Origin of the sequence: Bradyrhizobium sp. ERR14, from assembly GCF_014198235.1 — a bacterium.
Taxonomy (GTDB): Bacteria; Pseudomonadota; Alphaproteobacteria; order Rhizobiales; family Xanthobacteraceae; genus Bradyrhizobium.
The window spans coordinates 1,176,641-1,193,427 of record NZ_JACIHD010000001.1 but is presented as its reverse complement, the minus strand read 5'-3'; the positions used below and the strand labels follow the sequence as shown (position 1 = coordinate 1,193,427).

The window sequence follows — 16,787 nt, the reverse complement described above, 5'->3', positions numbered from 1 at the left end:
CATGGCCGAATCCATCCAGTCGCTCGACCAGCTCTCGCAGCTCAAGACGGCGGCGGCGCCCGATGCGCCCAAGCACGAGAAGAAGGTCGACAAGTTCAACCGCGCCTATGCCACCGGCAAGCGCAAGGACGCGGTCGCCCGCGTCTGGATCAAGCCGGGCGCCGGCAAGGTCACCGTCAACTCGCGCGAGGTCGAGGTCTATTTCGCCCGTCCCGTGCTGCGCATGATGATCGAGCAGCCGTTCTCGGTGGCCCAGCGTTCCGGCCAGTACGACGTGATCTGCACGGTTGCCGGCGGCGGCCTGTCGGGCCAGGCCGGCGCGGTCCGTCACGGCATCTCGAAGGCGCTGACCTATTTCGAGCCGGAGCTGCGCTCCGTGCTCAAGAAGGGCGGCTTCCTGACCCGCGACTCCCGCGTGGTCGAGCGCAAGAAGTACGGCAAGGCCAAGGCCCGCCGGTCCTTCCAGTTCTCGAAGCGTTAATCGCTTCGGTCACATTCGCCGCGAAAGCGGCTTCAATGAGATGCAAAAGGGCGCTGATTTCAGCGCCCTTTTTGTTGTTCGTTTGTATGCAAATTGATGGCGTGTTTCCCGAAAACTTGGCCTCCCGCGAAAACCTGAATGGAACCCGCGCGACCTAGCGTCGCATTCGGAAGGGCGCGCAAACGGCTGGGGCCGGTCGCGTAACTGCTATGTTCTAGAGGGGGCCGACATGATGTCGCTCGATAGCATCACGCTCTATTTGGTCGCCACCATGGTTGCCGCACTGCTCGGCGCCATGATGGTGTTTTTCGGCAGGCAGGAGAACAGCCCTGCACTGAAATGGTGGGGCACCGCGTATCTGCTCGGTGCCGCCTCCGTCGCGCTGTGGACCGCAGCCGGCGACAGGCTGGGCCCGCATCTTTACCTTGCGCTGAACGCGGTCGGCTTCGTCGCCTGCGGCATGGTGTGGAATGCGGCGCGCGTCTTCCACGGCCGCAAGCCGAACTGGCCGGGCCTCGTGCTCGGTGCGCTCGCCTGGGTCGCCGCCGTCACGCTCCTCGCCCCCGAGGCATCCATGTTGCGGATGATCGTCGGCGCCGGCATCGTCTCGGTTTATGCGGCACTGACCGCCAGCGAGCTCTGGACCGAACGGCGCAAGAGCCTGCAGCGGCGCTGGCCCGCCTTCGTGATGCCGGTGATGCATGGCTGCGTGTTGATGCTGCCGGTCCTGATCGGCAGCTTCCTGCGTCCGCACGATGCCGGCTTCTCCCAGAGCATCTGGGTCAAGGTGTTCGCGGTCGAACTGATCCTCTATGCCGTCGGCACCGTGTTCGTGATCTTCATGCTGGTGTCCGAGCGCACCGTGACCGCGCACCGCACCGCTGCGTCGACCGACCCCTTGACCGGCATGCTCAACCGCCGCGGCTTCTCGGAAGCCTGCGGCCGCGTGATCGAGCGCGAGGCCAAGGCCGGACGTCCCGTGACCGTGATGATCTTCGACATCGATCACTTCAAGTCGATCAACGACCGCTTCGGCCACCCCGCCGGCGACGAGATGCTGAAACTGTTCTCGACCGTCGTCGTCAGCAATTTGCGCATCACCGACATGTCGGGCCGCATCGGCGGCGAGGAATTCGCAGCGCTGCTGCCGTGTTCGCTGGAGGAGGGCGTGCTGGTCGCCGAGCGCGTGCGCGAGGCGTTCGAGACCTCCGGCGTCGTGGTCGACGAAGGCCCGGTCGACACCACCGTCAGCATCGGCGTCGCCGGCGGACCTGCCGGCACCGAGCTCGAGGTGTTGCTGGCATCCGCCGACACCGCGCTCTACCAGGCCAAGCGCGGCGGCCGTAACCGCGTCGAGGCGGCGGAGGAGCTGCCGCTGTCGCTGGAGAACTGGCGCCGCCAGAGCGCTGCGCGGATCAGTGCGCCGCAGCCGCGGCCGGCCACCGCCTGAGACGCAAGGCAGCATCGCGGTAATCCTCTGTTTACCATTCGATCCCTACCATTGCGGTCATGGAATCGATCCGTCGACAGAACCCGCAAGCTGCCCTGATGTCGCTCGAAGCCGCTGCAGCCTCGGCACGCAGCGGTTTCGCCTGTCTGTTCTCCACTGCGGATGAATACGAGAGCGCGCTGATCACCGAGCGCCGCGCGCAGGGGCGCTACACGCACGGCCGCCGCAGCTACTGGCCGCTCGCGCTGTTCATCGGCTGCGCCCTGATCGTGGCGGGCACCATTCTGCTGCTGGTCTGAGAGACCTGCATTTTTGGGCCGACCAGGGCGCCGTTTCGGCGCCTTTTTCTTTTTCGCCGGCTGCGCTAGACACGCCTATCGAACAAAAAACGGGTGGAAACCGATGATCACCGAGATCGCGCAAATCGACGTCAAGCCGGGCAGCGAGAAGGATTTTGAGGCCGCCGTCGCCAAAGCCAAGGCCGCCTTCGGCCGCTCCAAGGGCTTTCACGGCTTCGAGCTGCACAAATCGATCGAAAAGCCGGAGCGCTACCGGCTGATGGTGAAATGGGCGACGCTGGAAAACCACACCGTCGATTTCCGCGGCTCTGAGAATTTCACCGAATGGCGCGGCCTCGTTGGCCTGTACTTTGCCTCGCCGCCCGAGGTCGAGCACACCGAGACTGTGCTCACGACCTGAGGGCTTATTTCTGGAGCATGATCTTATCGGAAAACCGCTGCACACTTTTCCGGATCATGCTCTAGGCCGCTTCTGCCAGAGGCGCCGCCTCATAGGTCTTGAAATGGTCGATCATGACCTTGGCGATGGCCACTAGCGGCAGTGCCAGCGCCAGGCCCCAGATGCCGAACACGACGCCGAGCAGGATCTGGAACGCGAACAGGGTGGCCGGCGGGATGTCCAGCGCCTGCCGCTGCAGGATCGGCGTCAGCACGTAACTCTCCATGGCGTGCACGCCCATGAAGAGCAGAAAGGCCGATAGCGCCGGGATCCAGCCCGAGGCGAGGCTCGCCAGCACCACGACGACGCCGGCGATGATGGCCCCGATGGTCGGGATGAAGGCGAGCAGGCCGGCCTGAATTCCCAGGATGAACGAGCTGGGGATGCCGATGACGGCAAGCCCGATCCAGGTCACCACGCCGACTGCGAGCATGACGATGATCTGCGCGATCAGCCAGCGCTCCAGCGTCTCGGCTGTGCGGTCGATGATGAGGGCGACGCGGGTGCGGTGCCTCGCCGGCGCCAGGAACAGCAGACCATCGTGATAGATTGCGGGCTGGGCGGCGAAGGCGAAGCCCAGGAACAGCACGATGAAGATGTTGCCGACACCGTGGATGGTGCCGAGCAGCAGCTTGAAGGTCTGGCTCACGATCGCGCCACCGCTGGAGGCCAGCGCGCCGGCGCCGGGCAGGGGACCGCGCGAGGGCGCTGCTGGTGCGGGCGCCGTCTCCGAGGGCGCAGTGGCCGAGGCGTCGGTCGCGCCGTTGCCGAAATCGAAGAAGCTGGTGTCGATGCCGTGGTTGTCCAGGAACGACTTCACGTTCCCGATCTGCGACTTGATGGTCTTGCTCAGCAGCGAAGCCTGTTCGGCGATGGTGGCGCCGCCGAGATAGGCGATGCCGGCGAGCATCAAAGCGAGCGCGGTGCAGACGATCGCGAGCCGCACCGGATGCGGCAGGGGCACGCGGCGGCCGAGCGCGCCCGTCAGCGCGTTGAGGCCGAGGCCAAGCAGCATGCCGGTGAAGATCAGCAGCAGGGTGGCAGCAAAATACCAGGTGAAGGCGAGCAGCGCGGTGAACAGCACGACACCGATGCCCCCGACCGAGATCGCCCAAGCGAGGTCGCCGCGGGTCCGGGAGCGTTCATCTTTGGACGACATGGTCACATCGGGTCCTTTTCAGCGCAATGCGCGCTGCACTCTCTCGACAAACGCGCTTCGGATCAAGACCGCGTCAACGCGCTGGTTTGACGTCGGCTTGCCAACGGTGCAGAGCGATGAGGAAAGAAAAATGGGGGCGGTTTGAGCTTCATCAGCAAATGGGCCGGTCTGCTCGGGCTTCTGGCCGTGATCGTGGTCGGCGACCAGATCCGGATCAACCGGCCCGGCCACAAATTTCGTCTCACGGTCGAGGTCACGACACCTGACGGCATCAAGACCGGATCCGGCGTTCTGGCCGTCGTGCCCGACCGCAACTATAACCGCGGCGGCCGCACCACCACGCGCGGGGAGGCCGTGTTCGTCGACCTCGGCCAGGCCGGCGCCAAAGGCAAGAATCTGGTGGCATTGCTGGCGCACCGGCAGGACGCGAAGCTGGACTTCGACGACATCAATTATGTCGCGCTCCGTGCCTATGGCGCCGCGCGCGGCAACCGCGTCTCGTTCAACGATATCCACCGGCAGACCGGCGTTGTCCCGGTGCAGGGAGACCTCGTGCCGGTGCTCGTCAGCTTTGGCGATCCCAAGGATCCCAAGACGGCGCGCCTTGTCGCCGCCGACCACGCGGAGGCGGTTCTGGGCGAGGGTTATGCGATCCGTGGCCTCACGGTCGAAGTCGTGCCCAACGGGTTCTGGCCGGTTGATTTCGGTGGGGCGCTCGGAGAGCCCGTGACGCGCGGCATCGACGCGAAACTGCCATGGCTGGCCGCGCCGGGCGATCCGGCGGCAACTGCACTGCAGGCCGCCGGGCTGCCCGCCGGGGGCGAGGCCCGGGAGGCATTTGCGCGAAAATAGCATTGCCGTCCCGCGATCCCTTCTGTTGAATTTGTTCCAGCCCAAGGGCATGTTTGGAGAATCTTCTTATCGGAGAGGCGCGGAACGACAGATGAGAAAGCCGGTCGTCGGCGTGATCGGGAATGCCCATCGCGTCGAAAATCGATTTCAGGTCCAGATGGTCGGCGAGCGAAATTTGCGCGCCGTGGCCGAGGTTTCCGGTGGCCTGCCGATGATGTTCGCAGGTGCGCCCGATATCACCGATATCGGCGCGCTGCTCGACGTGGTCGACGGGATCGTGCTCACCGGCGCCCGCGCCAATGTCCATCCGACCCGCTTCAATGTCGACCCGTGTGAGCGCCACGAGCCGTACGATATCCATCGCGACGAGGTGGCGCTGGCGCTTTCGGTCGCCTGCGTCGCCCGCGGTGTACCGCTGTTCGGCATCTGCCGCGGCCTGCAGGAGATGAACGTTGCCTTCGGCGGCTCGCTGCATCCGGAGATCCGCGAAATTCCCGGCCGCATGAACCATCGCATGCCCCGGCTCGAGAACGGCGAGATCCACCCCGATCCGACCGTGGTGTTTGCCGACCGTCACGACGTCGAGCTGACGCCGGGCGGGGCGTTCGCAAAACTGCTCGGCTGCGAGAAGATCAGGGTCAATTCGCTGCATGGCCAGGGCATCCTCGAGCCCGGCAAGCGCGTGCTGGTCGAGGGTGTCGCCGAGGACGGCACCATCGAGGCGATCCGGATCGCGGAAGCCCCGACCTTTGCGCTCGGCGTGCAATGGCACGCCGAATACGATCCCCAGCACAATCCGATCAACCGCAAGCTGTTCGAAGCCTTCGGCGAAGCGCTGGTCGCGCGGCAGCGCGCGGCGGCGTAGGGCACGAGAGCGAAATCTGGCGCACAGCTGCGTTAAGCTCGTCATTGCGAGTGCAGCGACTTGTCCGCCGAAGCCTTGGCGAAGGCTGGAAGCAATCCAGAGTCTTTCCACGGTGCGATTCTGGATTGCTTCGTCGCAAGAGCTCCTCGCATGACGGAGTACGAGGTGACAGCTTGCTTCTCCAAGGGACGCTGTCATTCCCCGCCTTGTGCGCAATTGCACACTGGAGCGGGGAATCCATGCGCCGCGGCTTATCGGTTCTATCACAACGGTCTCTGGAATACTGGATCGCCCGGTCCTAGTGCGCAATTGCGCACTGGCCGGGCGATGACGGTGAGTGAGTGTGCAGACACGCCTTCGCAGTCTCGCGGCGCGTTTCGCCCGAGGCTTGCTGTCGTTCGCGCCCCATGAAGACCAAAGGGCGCAGGGAAGGCCGGGCGCCGGCGGCACCCGCAAGTCCGTGCGCGACGAAGATGCACACGGGGTGGACCACAGGTGATGCCGGTCGCCCGGCCTTCCCTGCGCGGCTGGTTTTAACGGTGTCCTTCGTGCTCTCCCCGGGGAGCGATGCACTATTGCCCCCGTCGCCTTGCGGGAATGATCGATGCACGTGCCCGGTAGGACCGCCGCATCACCGCAAGCCTTGACGCACAGACCCCGGGCGCCAGGACCACACGACTTCTCCGTCCGCGGACGATCCCGCCGGAATATCCGGAAGCTTGCGTGTGCTCGCCCCCAGGCATCGACGAAACCGCTGTGACCGCGCCGTGTCGTATCGCGTCGCCTGAGGACTCACGGGTTGCCCGCCCTGTCATCATGCCGAGCCGCGCCGGCGCTACCGCGTCCACCGCCACCCGGCCCGCATCTCGTGACGATCGCGAAGCGCCCCTTTGGCAGGGCCGGGATGAGGGAGGGTATGCCACAAATCCGAAATTCGGGGAAGTAGAATATTTTTACGCGGAGGGCTTGACCGGGTGTTTTGCCCGACGCGTCGCGGGATTGGCCATGGCAGGGACGCATTGCGCTATCCCAATGCCGGAAGCCGCTTTATCGGAAAGACTTGCTTGGTGGGTTCGGCAGATACACCTTAAGTTCTGTCCCGCGACGGAGGATGACTTTCATGAGCAGACCTGTGAAGACCGAAAGCGAGCTGATCGCCATGGCCAAGGCCGAATTGAAGGTTCATGCCGACTGTCCCGATGGAATGACGATTTCGATCCTCCGCGATGGTCGTTCCTGGGAGTTTCGGGCCAGCGCAGATCGGGCCACCTCGGATCGGCCCGGCTACCCCGAATGCGTCGCCATGCTTGTCCAGATCGGCGATCATCTCTGCAAGCAGTACGACGTCGAGGGTTAGGCGGGTCCGAGAGCCGGATTGCCGGCTGCCCCGTGCATCGGCCAAATTAGGCACAGTGACCCATTTTTGCGATCGCTGCGGCAAACTGTCCATTTTCCAGTTGACCACGAAATTGGTGACGGTAAAGGTGCCGTGCTTCACGCGCGGCCGAGACCCGAACACATCTCGGCGAAAACCGACAACAAGAACGAGCGGAAGCATCAGGAGGGTGAACTAGCTCCCGCGCAGACCTGGACGGTCGCTGATACAGCGCCATGGTCCTGCGCGTTCGGGGGTAGCACTCAGCAAGGGGGACCAGGCATCGATGCGCCCATTGTTGGCGGTGAGTACGGCTATCGACTGGCTGAACGAAAAGGTCGGTAGCGTCTGCAATATTCTGGTGCTCGCGGCCTGCGTGGTCAGCGCCGCAAATGCGATGATCCGGTATGCCTTCAGCTACAGCTCCAACAGCTGGCTCGAGACGCAGTGGTACATGTTCGCCGTCATCGTGATGTTCGGCTCGTCCTATACTTTCAAGCGCAACGAGCATGTGCGCGTCGAAATCCTCTACCTCATGCTGTCCGAACGCGGCCAGCTGTGGCTCGACCTGATCGGGACATTGGTCTTCCTCGTCCCGGCGTGCCTGCTCCTCAGCTACCTCTCATGGGCGATGTTCTACAATTCGTTCATCATCGGAGAGATGTCCAACAACGCGGGCGGCCTCCTGCGGTGGCCGATCAAGTTCGTGCTGCCGGCCGGGTTCTTCATGGTCGCTCTGCAGGGCGTCTCGGAGGCCATCAAACGCGCCGCCGCCTTGCGCGGTGAAGTCACGATCGACGCAAAATATGAGCGGCCGACCCAATGATCACGATTGAGATGATGCCGCCGCTGATGTTCGGCGGGCTGGTCTTGGCCATGCTGATCGGATTTCCGGTCGCCTTCACGCTGGCCGCTCTCGGGCTTTCGTTCGGATTTCTCGCGATTCACGAGGGATTTTTCGGATTCAGCTTCCTCCAGGCCATTCCGGAGCGCATCTACGGCAGCGTTCTCGCCAACGAGCTGCTGCTGGCAATTCCGTTCTTCACGTTCATGGGCGCGATCCTCGAACGATGCGGCCTCGCCGAGGATATGCTGGATTCAATGGGGCAGCTGTTCGGCCCGGTTCGCGGCGGTCTCGGCTATTCCGTGATTATCGTCGGCTTCATCCTCGGTGCGATCACGGGGACGGTGGCGGCGCAGGTCATTGCGATGGCGCTGATCTCGATGCCGGTGATGATCCGCTACGGCTACAACATGCGCTACATCACCGGCGTGCTCGCAGCCTCCGGCACCATTACCCAGCTGGTGCCTCCCTCGCTGGTTCTGATCGTGCTCGCGGACCAGCTCGGGAAGTCGGTCGGCGACATGTATCTGGGCGCCTGGGGCCCATCGATCCTCCAGATCGCACTCTTCGCCTGCTACACGTTTGCGCTGAGCGTAATCAAGCCGGGGCACGTTCCGGCAGTGCCCAAGGAAGCAAGGACGCTCACGGGCTGGGCGCTCTGGCGCAAATGCCTTTTGGGCATCATCCCGTCCGCCGTCCTGATCTTCGTGGTGCTCGGCACGATGATGCTTGGCCTTGCCACCCCGACCGAAGCCGGCGCGATGGGCGCCGTCGGCGCCATCGTCCTTGCCGTCATCCATCACAAGGATTTCAGCTCGGCTGGTCACAAGGTGCTGCTGGTCGGCGTTGCGGCGGCGGGCGCCGGCACGATCATCGGCATCTACCTCACGCCGAATCTGCCGTTCAAGATCGCCTTCGCGATTGCCTATCTCGCCGTCGCCTGGGTTTGCATCGAGGCGATCAGGATTCCGGACCTGCGCATGCTGGTCAAGCAGGGCTACGAGACCACGATGCGCATCACCTGCATGGTGACGTTCATCCTGATCGGATCGACCTGCTTCTCAATCGTCTTTCTCGGTTGCAACGGTGGGGTCTGGCTGGAGCACATGCTGACATCGCTGCCGGGCGGGGTCTGGGGCTTCCTGATCTTCATGAACCTGTTCATCTTCTTCATCGCCTTCTTCCTCGACTTCTTCGAGATCGCCTTCATCATCATCCCGATGATCGCGCCGATCGCGCAGAAGCTGCTCACCCCCATCGTCGGGGCGGACGCTGCCTTGATCTGGTTCGGTGTCATGCTCTGCGTCAACATGCAGACCTCCTTCCTGCATCCTCCGTTCGGCTTCGCCTTGTTCTACCTGCGCGGCGTGGCGCCGAAGGAGGTCAAGAGCTCGGACATCTATTGGGGCGCGATGCCCTGGATCGGCCTGCAGGCGATCATGGTTGCGGTCGTCATCGCATTCCCGATCACGGTCACCGGGCTGCTGGATGCTCCCATCAAGGTGGATCTGGACAAGATCAAGATCGAAATTCCCGACGTCGAGCTGCCGCCGCCGCTCGATTTCGGCCAGCCGAAGAATTGAGGAAGTATCCCCGCGATGACGGGGAAGCGCGCTCCCGGGTCCAGCTCACAGCCCGCAGCGCGGATCGACGTTCGCAATCTCACCGATGCTTTCGAGTTGTGTCGGATGAGCCGTGCGCGCTACGTTTCAACCCGTTCTCGAAATGGGATTGCCTTTCGATGATGCGCAGCGTCACTGCCACACTTCTTCTCCTGCTCGCATCCTCCGCATTCGCTCAAAGTGCACCGTAGGGCGGATTAGCCGAAGGCGTAATCCGCCATCTTGTCTTGATGGGGCAGCTTCAATGCCAAACTATCGCCGTGCATTTGTTCCGGGTGGTTGCTGGTTCTTCACGGTCAATCTTCTCGACCGCAAGCAGAGGCTGCTCGTCGAGCACATCGCAGCGCTGCGCGCGGCTGTTGCAGCGACGCGTCGGGACTATGCTTTCGCGATCGATGCGTTTGTCGTTCTTCCGGACCACCTTCATGCAGTCTGGACGCTTCCGGACGGCGATGCCGATTTTTCCATGCGGTGGAGATTGATCAAGACGCGGTTCGCGAAGACCTTGCCGAAGACGGAGCCTTTGACCGCGGTACAGATCGCAGGACGGGAGCGTGGCATATGGCAGAACCGATTCTGGGAGCACCTCATCCGCGACGAAACCGACTACGCACGCCATGTCGAGTATTGTTACATCAATCCCGTGAAGCATGGTTATGTGACCCGCGTGTTGGACTGGCCGCATTCGTCGTTCCACCGAGATGTCGAGGCGGGCCTGTTTCCTGAGGATTGGGCAGGAGAGAACAGCACGGACGGTGACTTTGGCGAACGTGCGTGAGCGTCACCAGCAGTCGGCGGATTACGCCTTCGGCTAATCCGCCCTACGAGGACTGGCGAAATGGGCGCCGGTGGTGACCGCAATCGGTGTGAATTTTCCGGACGAGTGACGACGCGCGCTGGTGTGTAGGGCGGATTAGCCGAAGGCGTAATCCGCCATCTTGTCTTGATTGGGCAGCTTCAATGCCCCGAGACGTACAGTCCGGATTATTTCCGGAGGACCGGGCAAGAGACGGCAGCACGGATGGCGACTTTGGAGAGCGCGTGAGCGTCACCAGCAGTCGGCGGATTACGCCTTCGGCTAATCCGCCCCACGTAAACCAATCAGTAGGAATTGGTCCGCCCCGATTTTTGCGGCTCTGATTTGTTCTTTGAGAACGAAGTGGAGTCGAATGCAGAACGAAAGCGGGCGACTCGAAGGCGCCTCACATCGTCCGCTCCATCCGTCGCGCGCGATAGGCCTGCGGTGACATCAAGGTGCGGTTGCGGAACGCCTTGCGAAAGCTGCTCTCGTCCTCATGGCCGGTCGTGCGCGCGATCGCCTTGATCGGCTGCGTTACCGACCTCCTGGTCGAGGTCGAAGGGCAGGGCAGCCCGGATTTCCGCCGCAACGTCTGGGTCGGGATCGATGAGCAGGAGTCCTCGCACTGGTCGCTCGGCGGCATGCAGCCGACCGCTGAGATCATCGCGAGCACGTTCGGCGCGATCGGAGCGGACGGGGCGCGGATCGCGCGGCGCTAGCAGCACGGAATGCGTGGGCGGATCAGCTCAAGGCATGGTTCGCCCGCCGTCGCCCCGTGCTCAACCGATCTACGGGGCGGTTTCCATTGCATCGCACAATCACGACAGGGGCCTGCACCAGCGCACGGCTGCATTGAGGTTCGAGAGACCAACACCATATGCTCTGCAAGGGAGCCCTGCCGTGCAGACCATGAAGGCGGCCCTCGTTGCGGCGATTGGCGTCGTTGCTTTGATCTGCTGCCTCCTTCCCAGCTCAGCGGAGGAGAACAGCCGCCTTGCACTGATTGTGTCGATCGAAGGGGCCATTGGCCCTGCGTCGGCCAGTTACGTGAAGGAGGCCTTGGCCAAGGCAAGCGAACGGCGCGCCGAGGTCGTGCTTCTGAGAATCAACACGCCCGGCGGTCTCAATTCCAGCATGCGCGAGATCATTGCGGATGTGCTGGCCTCGCCCGTCCCTGTCGTCGGTTACGTCGCTCCCTCCGGCGCCCACGCGGCGAGCGCGGGGACCTATATCCTTTATGCGACCCACATCGCGGCGATGGCGCCGGGCACCAATATCGGTGCGGCAACGCCGGTGCAGATTGGCGGACCGCTGCCGGGGCTGCCGGGCGGTACACCGGACAAGGGCGGCAAGGACAAGAAGGACGGCGACCAGCAGAGCGAGCCCAAGGATCAGTCCAAGGATCAGTTCAAGGATGCGATGACGGCAAAGGTGACCAATGACGCGGTTGCCTTCATCCGCAGCCTTGCGGAGCTGCGTGGCCGCAATGCGGATTGGGCGGAGAAGGCGGTCCGTGAGGCCGCCACTCTCTCTGCCAACGGCGCGCTGCAGTCCCATGCCATCGAACTCGTCGCGCGCGATCAGGCTGAGTTGCTGAGGCAGCTCGATGGCCGCGAGGTCGAGGTTGCAGGCGGCAAGACGCAGCGTCTCGCGACGAAGGATGCGGTCGTCGAAGCCATCGACCCCGGATGGATATCCCGCTTCCTGGCGGTCATCACCGATCCGAATGTGGCGTTCATTCTCCTGATGGTCGGCATCTACGGCCTGATCTTCGAGTTCATGTCTCCCGGGGCCGTCGCTCCCGGCGTGGTCGGCGCGATCTGCCTGCTGATCGGTCTCTATGCGCTCAATTTGCTGCCGATCAACTATGCCGGCCTTGCCCTGATGCTGGTTGGCATCGTTCTTCTCACCGTCGAAGCCTTCAATCCGACGGTGGTGATCGGTCTCGGGGGGATCATCGCTTTCGTGCTGGGAGCGCTGATGCTCTTCAGGGTCGAGGCGCCTGGTTACCACCTGTCGTGGTGGGTGATCGGCATCACGGCAGCCGTGTTCGCCGGCTTTGCTCTGGTCGTGCTTGGTTCGCTTCGGCGGGCCGCCCGGGCTCCGGAGCGGGTCGGCGCGCAGGCGATGCGAGGCTTGCCCGCCGAGGTTCTCGACTGGAGTGGGAGCGAAGGTCACGTCTTCGCCCATGGTGAACGCTGGCAGGCGCGTGGCGCCGAAACGTTCAAGCCCGGAGAGACGGTCGAAGTCGCGAACGTCGTCGACCTGACGCTGCTGATACGGCGCGCACCGGCCAGGACCGGTGAGGGAGGTACATCATGATGCTGGAATATCTGACTTATGCGGCGCTTCTGCTGCTTGTCATCATGTTTCTATCCCAGGCCATTCGGATCCTGCGCGAATACGAGCGTGGCGTCATCTTCACGCTCGGCCGTTTTACCGGCGTGAAGGGCCCGGGCCTCATCATCCTCATTCCGGTCGTGCAGCAGCTCGTCAAAGTCGACCTCCGGGTGATGGTGCAGGTCGTGCCGCCGCAGGACGTGATTTCGCGGGACAACGTGTCCGTCAAGGTCAACGCCGTTCTGTACTTCCGCATCGTCGATCCCGAACGAGCCATCATCAAGGTCGGCGATTACATGGCCGCCACCAGCCAGCTCGCGCAGACGACGTTGCGCTCGGTGCTCGGCAAGCACGAGCTCGACGAGATGCTTGCCGAGCGCGACAGGTTGAACGCCGACATCCAGGAGATCCTCGACAAGCAGACCGACGTCTGGGGCATCAAGGTGACCGGCATCGAGATCAAGGACGTCGATATCAACGAAACCATGGTGCGCGCGATTGCCAAACAGGCGGAGGCGGAACGGTTGCGGCGCGCCAAGGTGATCAATGCGATGGGCGAGCAGCAGGCTGCCGAAAAGCTCGTCGAGGCCGGCCGGATTCTCGCGCAGGAGCCTCAGGCGATGCAGCTGCGCTATTTCGCGGCCCTGCACGATATCGCGGGCGAACGGTCGTCGACTGTGGTCTTCCCGCTGCCGACGGGCTTGCTCGACCATTTTATGCCGCGGCGGGACAATCCTTAGCGACAAGCATTGGGCCGACCCATCTTCGGCCCCATTGGGCGTGTCGAATATCGCTCCCAACTTGAACGGGAGGAGAATTCGATGACGAAGCATGCCGCCAGACCCGCAATCCACCGCCGAAATCGGCCATTGATCCTCGCCGTTCCGCTGATCACCCTCGCACTTTGGTCGTGGGGAATCGCCACGGCGCAGGCCGCGGAATCGGGCAGCCTGCCGCGCATTCTCGTGCTTGCGACCGGCGGCACCATCGCAGGCCAGGCCGACGCGCGAGCGACCGGCGCCTATAAATCCGGCCAGATCTCGGGCGAGCAGCTGATGCAATCGGTGCCGGGGCTGGACAAGCTCGCGAAGCTGAATGCCGAGCAGATCTCGTCGATCGGATCCCAGGACATGAACGACAAGGTCTGGTTTGCGCTGGCCCGTCGCATCCAGGAGGCCTTCGACAAGAACGAGGCGGATGCAGTCGTCATCACCCACGGCACCGACACGCTGGAGGAGACCGCGTTCTTTCTCGACAACGTGGTGCGGGGCGACAAGCCGGTGGTGATCGTCGGCTCAATGCGGCCGGCGACGGCGGTGAGCGCGGACGGCCCCGGCAATCTCTACGAGGCGGTGCAGGTGGCGGCCGACCCGCGCTCGCGCGGGCGCGGCGTGATGGCGGTGCTGAACGACAAGATTCAGGGCGCGCGCTCGGTCACCAAGACCAACACCACCAGCATCGAGACGTTCAGTTCCGCCAATGACGGCCCGGTCGGCTATGTCGACACCGCCGGCGGCATTCGCTTCATGGCGCAGGCTCAAGGTCTCAAGCGCGCGACCTATCAGCTTCCGGCCGGCGAGCAATTGCCGCGCGTAGCGATCGTCTACTCGCACGCCAACATGGACGCCGTTCCGATCGAGGATGCCATTTCGCACGGCGCCAAGGGCATCGTGCTGGCCGGCGTCGGCGACGGCAACACCTCGAAGCCGGCGCTCGACGCGCTCGAAGCGGCGGCGAAGAAGGGCATCATCGTGGTGCGCTCGACGCGGGTTCGCTCCGGCTTCGTGACGCGCAACGTCGAGGTCGACGACGACAAGAACGGCTTCGTCGTGTCCGAGGACCTCAATCCGCAGAAGGCGCGCGTGCTCACGCAATTGCTGATCGCGGGCGGCGTGACGGCGCCGGCCGAGCTGCAGAAGGCTTTTACGGCGACCTGGTAGCGGGCAGGTCGTACACGCTACGATTCAAACGAAAAGGCGCTCCTTGCGGAGCGCCTTTTGCTTGTCGCAGACGTCCGGGCTGCTTAGCCCGAATAGTACATCTCGAACTCGACCGGATGCGGGGTCATTTCGAAGCGGGCGACTTCGGTCATCTTCAGCTCGATATAGGCGTCGATGAAGTCGTCGTCGAACACGCCGCCGGCCTTGAGGAAGCCGCGGTCCTTGTCGAGGTTTTCCAGCGCCTCGCGCAAGCTACCGCACACGGTCGGGATCTGCTTCAGCTCTTCCTTCGGCAGGTCGTAAAGGTCCTTGTCCATCGCCGGACCCGGATCGATCTTGTTCTTGATGCCGTCGAGGCCGGCCATCAGCATCGCGGCGAAGCCGAGATACGGGTTGGCCATCGGATCGGGGAAGCGCACCTCGACGCGCTTGGCCTTCGGCGAAGCGGTGTAAGGGATGCGGCAGGAGGCCGAGCGGTTGCGCGCGGAGTAGGCGAGCAGCACCGGGGCCTCATAGCCCGGGACCAGACGCTTGTAGGAGTTGGTCGACGGGTTGGTGAAGGCGTTGATCGCCTTGGCGTGCTTGATGATGCCGCCGATGTAATGCAGGCAGGTCTCCGACAGGTCGGCGTATTTGTTGCCGGCGAACACCGGTTTGCCGTCCTTCCAGATCGACTGGTGCACGTGCATGCCCGAGCCGTTGTCGCCGAAGATCGGCTTCGGCATGAAGGTGGCGGTCTTGCCGTAGATGTGCGCGACCTGGTGGATGCAGTACTTGTAGATCTGCATGTGGTCGGCCATCAGCGTCAGCGTGTCGAACTTCATGCCGAGCTCGTGCTGGGCGGACGCGACCTCGTGGTGATGCTTCTCGACCTTGACGCCCATCTTGGCCATGGCGCCGAGCATCTCCGAGCGCATGTCCTGCACCGAGTCCTGCGGCGGCACGGGGAAGTAGCCGCCCTTGGTGCGGATGCGGTGGCCGAGATTGCCGCCTTCATATTCGGTGTCGGAGTTGGTCGGCAGCTCCGAGGAGTCGAGCCGGAAACCGGTCTTGTAGGGCTCGGCCGAATAGCGCACGTCGTCGAACACGAAGAACTCGGCCTCGGGGCCGACGAACACGCTGTCGCCCACGCCCATCGACTTCACCATGGCCTCGGCCTTCTTGGCGATGCCGCGGGGGTCGCGGTTGTAGGGCTCACCGGTGGTCGGCTCGAGCACGTCGCAGGTGATGACCATGGTGGTCTCGGCGAAGAACGGGTCGATCGTCGCGGTGACCGGATCGGGCATCAGGCACATGTCGGACTCGTTGATCGCCTTCCAGCCGGCGATCGAGGAGCCGTCGAACATCGTTCCTTCGGCGAAGATGTCATCGTCGATCATGCTGACGTCGAACGTCACATGCTGCCACTTGCCGCGCGGATCGGTGAAGCGCAGGTCGACGTACTTGACGTCGTTGTCCTTGATCGATTTCAGGACGTCTTTGGCGGTCTTCATGCATACCCCTTTTGGCTCTGCGGGTCGGTTTCCAGATGAGCAAAATTATTCTCGCTCGGGCGAGTTTTGCGCGACCGCACAAACGAAATCAGGCCGCCGAAGCAGCCTTCTTTCTAGTCGGAGTGTCGCAAAATTCGGGATAGCACCCGGCTCAGATAGCGTCCAGCCCGGATTCGCCGGTTCGGATGCGGATCGCCTCTTCGATGTTGGAGACGAAGATCTTACCATCGCCGATGCGACCGGTCTGCGCTGCGCGGCGGATGGCGTCGATGGCGCGCTCGACCAGATCGTCGCCGATCACGATCTCGATCTTCACCTTGGGCAGGAAGTCGACGATGTATTCTGCGCCGCGGTAGAGCTCGGCGTGCCCCTTCTGCCGGCCAAAGCCCTTGGCTTCGGTGACGGTGATGCCCTGAAGGCCGACTTCCTGAAGCGCTTCCTTCACCTCGTCGAGCTTGAATGGCTTGATGATGGCTTCGATTTTCTTCACTGCGCGCCTCCCGGCCTTTCGATCAAATAGCAACGTCTTCGTCAGGATGCGCTTTTCTTAACGCACGATCTTGTCTTCGCTATGCCGGGATCCCTGACCAATCCGGCAACAACGGCCGGCCACACTTTGATAAATGCCAGTGAGCACGACAAACCGAAGCGGCTTCCTCGAAAGCAGGGTCTATGCCAAGTTGCAAATGCCCTGATTATTGGAGCGTTATCAGCCTTTTAACGAGCATCTCTGAGTAGTGGTGCCGACCTGCACAAAATACCGAAGACTACGAAATAGGCAAACGGTTCAATATGTGTGCAGATCGATGTTCCCGAGGGTGGGGCGGAA

At 63.1% G+C, this 16,787-nt stretch carries 17 protein-coding genes; 14 read left to right on the top strand and 3 right to left on the bottom strand.

The window, feature by feature from the left end:
* Position 1: 1 nt before the first annotated feature.
* The 4 genes from rpsI to GGD62_RS05845 all read left to right on the top strand — a co-directional run bounded on the left by rpsI (position 2) and on the right by GGD62_RS05845 (position 2,630).
* On the top strand, positions 2-481 hold the full coding sequence (gene rpsI, locus GGD62_RS05860) for a 30S ribosomal protein S9 (RefSeq protein WP_018320095.1): 480 nt from the start codon (positions 2-4) through the stop codon (positions 479-481).
* A gap of 229 nt (positions 482-710) precedes the next feature.
* On the top strand, positions 711-1,931 hold the full coding sequence (locus GGD62_RS05855) for a diguanylate cyclase (protein ID WP_018320096.1): 1,221 nt from the start codon (positions 711-713) through the stop codon (positions 1,929-1,931).
* 59 nt (positions 1,932-1,990) lie between these two features.
* Entirely contained in the window at positions 1,991-2,230 is a 240-nt protein-coding gene (locus GGD62_RS05850) for a hypothetical protein (RefSeq protein WP_183707471.1), read from the top strand.
* A 103-nt stretch (positions 2,231-2,333) separates the two neighbouring features.
* Positions 2,334-2,630 (top strand): antibiotic biosynthesis monooxygenase, encoded by a 297-nt coding sequence (locus tag GGD62_RS05845; RefSeq protein ID WP_183707469.1) that lies wholly within the window; start codon positions 2,334-2,336, stop codon positions 2,628-2,630.
* A gap of 61 nt (positions 2,631-2,691) precedes the next feature.
* Here the strand turns inward: GGD62_RS05845 and GGD62_RS05840 are convergent, their stop codons facing one another.
* Complete coding sequence (locus GGD62_RS05840; RefSeq protein WP_210317724.1) at positions 2,692-3,828, bottom strand: AI-2E family transporter; 1,137 nt, start codon at positions 3,826-3,828, stop codon at positions 2,692-2,694.
* Positions 3,829-3,969: 141 nt separating this feature from the next.
* Here GGD62_RS05840 and GGD62_RS05835 point away from each other — a divergent pair, with 141 nt between their 5' ends.
* The 10 genes from GGD62_RS05835 (at position 3,970) to GGD62_RS05790 (ending at position 14,465) form a co-directional block, all read left to right on the top strand.
* Entirely contained in the window at positions 3,970-4,680 is a 711-nt protein-coding gene (locus GGD62_RS05835; RefSeq protein WP_183707465.1) for a hypothetical protein, read from the top strand.
* A 91-nt stretch (positions 4,681-4,771) separates the two neighbouring features.
* Complete coding sequence (locus tag GGD62_RS05830) at positions 4,772-5,545, top strand: gamma-glutamyl-gamma-aminobutyrate hydrolase family protein (RefSeq protein WP_183707463.1); 774 nt, start codon at positions 4,772-4,774, stop codon at positions 5,543-5,545.
* Between the two features lie 1,120 nt (positions 5,546-6,665).
* The gene (locus tag GGD62_RS05825) at positions 6,666-6,902 is read left to right on the top strand and encodes a hypothetical protein (protein WP_094892050.1); all 237 of its coding nucleotides are present in this window, start codon (positions 6,666-6,668) and stop codon (positions 6,900-6,902) included.
* Between the two features lie 304 nt (positions 6,903-7,206).
* On the top strand, positions 7,207-7,746 hold the full coding sequence (locus GGD62_RS05820; RefSeq protein ID WP_092257388.1) for a TRAP transporter small permease subunit: 540 nt from the start codon (positions 7,207-7,209) through the stop codon (positions 7,744-7,746).
* On the top strand, positions 7,743-9,347 hold the full coding sequence (locus GGD62_RS05815) for a TRAP transporter large permease subunit (protein WP_183707461.1): 1,605 nt from the start codon (positions 7,743-7,745) through the stop codon (positions 9,345-9,347). The genes GGD62_RS05820 and GGD62_RS05815 overlap by 4 nt, the downstream gene beginning before the upstream one ends.
* A gap of 283 nt (positions 9,348-9,630) precedes the next feature.
* Positions 9,631-10,164: an REP-associated tyrosine transposase gene (locus GGD62_RS05810; protein WP_183707459.1), complete on the top strand. Its 534-nt coding sequence runs from the start codon at positions 9,631-9,633 to the stop codon at positions 10,162-10,164.
* Positions 10,165-10,646: 482 nt separating this feature from the next.
* Positions 10,647-10,904, top strand: coding sequence for a 4-oxalocrotonate tautomerase (locus GGD62_RS05805; protein ID WP_157644376.1), 258 nt, complete (start codon positions 10,647-10,649; stop codon positions 10,902-10,904).
* A 181-nt stretch (positions 10,905-11,085) separates the two neighbouring features.
* Positions 11,086-12,507, top strand: a complete 1,422-nt coding sequence (locus GGD62_RS05800; RefSeq protein ID WP_183234944.1) for a nodulation protein NfeD — start codon at positions 11,086-11,088, stop codon at positions 12,505-12,507.
* On the top strand, positions 12,504-13,265 hold the full coding sequence (locus GGD62_RS05795) for a slipin family protein (RefSeq protein ID WP_018320108.1): 762 nt from the start codon (positions 12,504-12,506) through the stop codon (positions 13,263-13,265). Before GGD62_RS05800 ends, GGD62_RS05795 begins: the two co-directional genes overlap by 4 nt.
* 81 nt (positions 13,266-13,346) lie before the next feature.
* Positions 13,347-14,465, top strand: coding sequence for an asparaginase (locus tag GGD62_RS05790; protein ID WP_183707457.1), 1,119 nt, complete (start codon positions 13,347-13,349; stop codon positions 14,463-14,465).
* Positions 14,466-14,548: 83 nt separating this feature from the next.
* Here the strand turns inward: GGD62_RS05790 and glnA are convergent, their stop codons facing one another.
* Positions 14,549-15,958, bottom strand: a complete 1,410-nt coding sequence (glnA, locus tag GGD62_RS05785; protein WP_018320110.1) for a type I glutamate--ammonia ligase — start codon at positions 15,956-15,958, stop codon at positions 14,549-14,551.
* Positions 15,959-16,109: 151 nt separating this feature from the next.
* Positions 16,110-16,448: a P-II family nitrogen regulator gene (locus GGD62_RS05780; protein ID WP_007603495.1), complete on the bottom strand. Its 339-nt coding sequence runs from the start codon at positions 16,446-16,448 to the stop codon at positions 16,110-16,112.
* Between the last annotated feature and the right edge of the window lie 339 nt (positions 16,449-16,787).